1 protein-coding gene is annotated in these 470 nt (G+C 63.2%); it reads left to right on the forward strand.

Annotation, left to right across the window (positions count from 1 at the left end; genetic code table 11):
- Positions 1 to 470, forward strand: a 470-nt coding sequence (locus tag AACY19_RS27175) for an EF-Tu C-terminal domain-related protein (RefSeq protein ID WP_339454588.1), incomplete at both ends; no start/stop codon positions are given.

Genomic DNA, 470 nt, shown 5'->3' on the forward strand with positions numbered 1-470 from the left:
CGTCGTCAAGGTTGGCGAAGAAGTCGAGATCGTCGGCATCAACGACACCCGCAAGACCACCGTCACGGGCGTCGAAATGTTCCGCAAGCTGCTCGACCAGGGCCAGGCAGGCGACAACATCGGCGCGCTGATCCGCGGCGTTGGCCGTGAAGAAGTCGAGCGTGGTCAGGTGCTCTGCAAGCCCGGCTCGATCAAGCCGCACACCGACTTCCAGTCGGAAGTGTACGTGCTGTCGAAGGACGAAGGTGGCCGTCACACGCCGTTCTTCGCCAACTATCGTCCGCAGTTCTACTTCCGCACCACGGACGTCACCGGCACCGTCGAGCTGCCTGAGGGCACCGAAATGGTTATGCCTGGCGACAACATCGCGCTCGGCGTCAAGCTGATCGCGCCGATCGCTATGGACGTTGGCCAGCGCTTCACGATCCGCGAAGGCGGCCGTACCGTTGGTTCGGGCATCGTCTCGGGCA

Origin of the sequence: Pseudomonas sp. EA_5y_Pfl2_R50, from assembly GCF_963970475.1 — a bacterium.
In the GTDB taxonomy this organism is placed as follows: Bacteria; Pseudomonadota; Gammaproteobacteria; order Pseudomonadales; family Pseudomonadaceae; genus Aquipseudomonas.